The organism is Candidatus Desulfofervidus auxilii, assembly GCA_030262725.1.
Classification (GTDB): domain Bacteria; phylum Desulfobacterota; class Desulfofervidia; order Desulfofervidales; family Desulfofervidaceae; genus JAJSZS01.
This window is the reverse complement of record JAJSZS010000044.1, coordinates 4,459-7,723: the sequence shown is the minus strand read 5'-3', so window position 1 is coordinate 7,723 and position 3,265 is coordinate 4,459. Positions and strand designations below refer to the sequence as shown.

Sequence of the window (3,265 nt, the reverse complement as noted above, 5' to 3'; positions counted from 1 at the left end):
TCATAGAATACTTTCGAACAAATAATCACTACCTAATCAAGTAAAATAATCATTATTTCATCATTAACTCTTCATCTAAACTATATAATTCATCTCTATCAGATTCAATATATTTCTAGTCATTCATTATATTGCTGAAACTAACTGTATATCTTTACTTCCCCATTTACTTGAAAAACAGTTATTCCAAGCAATCTACATACCTCTAAGAGTTCTTCATTAATATCTCTACAAATTACACTCACTCCATTACCTTCTTTCCTATAGAGCATAATTTAACTTATACTTCACCTCAACCTTGATCTTCAATTTCCATAACATACAGCATCCAAACACTTTTCTCAAAACACTAAAATACAGGTATCTCCCCCGATACCTAAACTTTTCGAGGCTTCCATAAATGATGAAAATTAGTAATATTTATAAGTCTACATTTTAAAATGAATATATAGGTGTTACCATTGAGTAGACTTGTAACGTTTTCCGTAAAAATACCGAGGGAGCTTAGGGAAAAGATGGAGGAAATCGATATAAACTGGGCTGAATATGTTAGAAACGCCATTAAAATTAAGGTTAGAGAGATAGAGAGAAAAAGGGCTTCAAGAGAACTAGATAATATAAGGAAAAAGACTAAAACGGTGAAAACAGATGAACTCTTATCATGGATTAGAGAGGATAGACAGCGATAGTTTAAAGAGAAAAATAGTTTTAGATGCAAGTGTAGTGGCCAAATGGATTTTATCTGGCGAACCATGGGAGAAAAAGGCATTGAAACTCAAAGAAAAGTTTGTTAACGGTGAAATAGAGATATATGAACCAATACTAATAGTCTATGAAATTGCCAACCTCCTCTTAAGAGCTGTAAGAGAGGGAAGAATAGATTTTGATGACGCAAAAACAGCAATGAAATCATTAAATAAACTAGGAATAGAATTATTTGAAATAAATTTCAATCAAGGATCAGAGCTTTTAAACACGGCTAAACAACTCCACACAACAGTTTATGATACCGCCTACATCTCGCTAGCAAAAGAACTTAAAGCCACCCTTATATCAGCCGACGATGAAATGTGTAAAAAGGCAAAAACGATCGTAAAAACCAAACATTTAAAAGAAATCTAAGGTAATCAATAACATTATTTCTCATACAGCTATAAGCCAAAATTGTTTGTAAGGAACATGGTAGTTCTGAATAAATAATCTTATATCTCCTACTATGGTCTCTAAAGGATAGGTTGTAAATGTAATTAAATCAATTTTCGTAAATCTTATAATTCTCTGAAATATCATTATAATTAGAAATCTCTAATATAGGGTTATATGATGGAGGAGTATTCGGAGAAGAAATTAGAGGAAATTCTTAATAGAGTTTATAAGTGGAGTATCGAGTTTTCTAAAAGTAGGTTTTTTAGAAAATTAACTGAGGTGGAGAAGCGAGAAGCGGAATTTATAATTACATCTTTTGCAGAATATATGTATGTTTACCATGGTTTGCCTCCTGAAAAATGGAATGAAAAGGCGCTTGAAGAATGTTGTTTATATACTTTACCGAGAAAAATTTCTGCAGGAGAATCTTATTTTAAATCTATATCACCAGTATTATCTGCATTCTTCACTTTTTTAGATGAGAAGAATCTCTTAAAAAATGCTTTAAAACTTAAAAGAAAAGTTAGAAAAATTAGGGAAAGAATTATAAGTAATGGAATGAATCCAAGATATTGGGGGCCTGCAAAGTTATTTATTATGACTTTACTGGCTTCTAGAATTGATATAACGAATGAAAAGGAAATAAAGAAAATATTGCGGCTTTTACATCAATCTATAATATCCAGTAATTCTTTAAACAATTTTAAGACATAGTCTGGCCACCTTACTATTCAAGCGTTAAGAAAAGAAAGTTAGAGGAGTGAATAGAATTATGGGATAACTCAACAGATAATCAGAGGATTATCATTAGATTTTAAGTGCTAAAAGAAGATTGGAATGAATATAAATTAGAAGATGGTATAAAAGTTAAGGTTAAGCTAGTTGTACAATTAATATCATATATAATTGATCCTAGGACAAATAAAATAATGAGAAATCCACTTAAAGAACCAGTAATAAATATAAGACATAATATTGTAATTACAGCGGAATTTCTTGAAGAAAAACTTCAAGAAAGTGAGTGAGAAACCCAAAACTTTTTCTAACGATAAAATATCACTAAAAAATTATTATATCTCTATATTTCTCTCTTTTAAGTTTTCTAATAATTCTCTTAATGATCGTTAGAAATCTAGAAGAAAGGGGCTTTACATCTCTATAAGTATATTCAACAACTATCTCTTTGGGAAGTTATTGAGAACAAAACTAGTTTCTTTGATAATGAGTTCATTAAAATGAATTAACCATTGCATCAAATTTTATTCTTTTTTCTACTTAATACATGTTTCCTTTAAAGAGGTTAGATATTCTAATAATTTTCTTATCCATGTTTCAAATATTGGTTGATATAAAGCATTATATATTTCTGCAAGAGTGTATGAATCCACTTTTAAAATTTTTACCAATATTTCTTTAAGATTATCTGCTTTAGTTAATTATTCAATGGATAGATTTCTGTTTAATAAATATCATTTTATTAAATATAGGGGTGACATGTATTTTTTAATTTTAAATTTAATGTCTAATGTTCTTTAGAAAAACAATTATTAAAACAATAACAAAACAATTATTAAATAAAGTCAAGGAAATGCTTAAATATTAAAAAATAAAATAAATATGACTACAAAATAAGCAATTAGTAGGAGATTTATATGTTTAAAAATAAAATTATTAATAAAAATTATATTATAGTAATATTACTTTATTTGACTATAGTAATAAACTTTTTGAATATCTACGCAAATAATGAATGCAAAGTTTGGACAGATAAATCAGTCTACCATATTGGTGAAACAGTAACAATATATATAGAACCAAAACCAGCTCTTGGTGTTGATTGGTGGTTACAAATTTATTATCCTGACGGTACCTTATATAAAAAAATTGATACAGAATTAGGAAAAAGTAAATATACTATAGTAGCCCCTTCTAAGATTGGTATTTATAAAATTGAACTTTGGAAACAAATTATCACTTATCCACGTCCTTCGCCAGAAGTATGTTCTGTATGTTATTTTAAAGTTATAACGGATAATGAAATTAGTATTATTGCTTCTCCTAGCACTGTTGAAATTGAGCCTGATAGCAAGGGTCCGGTAGATTTCATTTTTAGTAATAA

General features: G+C 28.4%; 5 protein-coding genes. All 5 read left to right on the top strand.

From position 1 onward, the window contains the following. Positions 1-461 precede the first annotated feature (461 nt). Entirely contained in the window at positions 462-689 is a 228-nt protein-coding gene (locus LWW95_11285) for a hypothetical protein (protein ID MDL1957607.1), read from the top strand. Further along, complete coding sequence (locus LWW95_11280; GenBank protein MDL1957606.1) at positions 649-1,122, top strand: type II toxin-antitoxin system VapC family toxin; 474 nt, start codon at positions 649-651, stop codon at positions 1,120-1,122. The genes LWW95_11285 and LWW95_11280 overlap by 41 nt, the downstream gene beginning before the upstream one ends. Before the next feature lie 198 nt (positions 1,123-1,320). Continuing rightward, positions 1,321-1,860, top strand: coding sequence for a hypothetical protein (locus tag LWW95_11275; protein ID MDL1957605.1), 540 nt, complete (start codon positions 1,321-1,323; stop codon positions 1,858-1,860). A 104-nt stretch (positions 1,861-1,964) separates the two neighbouring features. Then, complete coding sequence (locus LWW95_11270) at positions 1,965-2,171, top strand: hypothetical protein (protein MDL1957604.1); 207 nt, start codon at positions 1,965-1,967, stop codon at positions 2,169-2,171. A gap of 627 nt (positions 2,172-2,798) precedes the next feature. Then, on the top strand, positions 2,799-3,265 hold a 467-nt coding region (locus tag LWW95_11265), incomplete at its 3' end, for a hypothetical protein (GenBank protein MDL1957603.1).

What these genes read in the sequence shown, in the direction of transcription:
- LWW95_11275 (MDL1957605.1), top strand. Translation starts at nt 1,321, where the DNA reads ATGATGGAGGAGTATTCGGAGAAGAAATTAGAGGAAATTCTTAATAGA.
- LWW95_11280 (MDL1957606.1), top strand. Translation starts at nt 649, where the DNA reads ATGAACTCTTATCATGGATTAGAGAGGATAGACAGCGATAGTTTAAAG.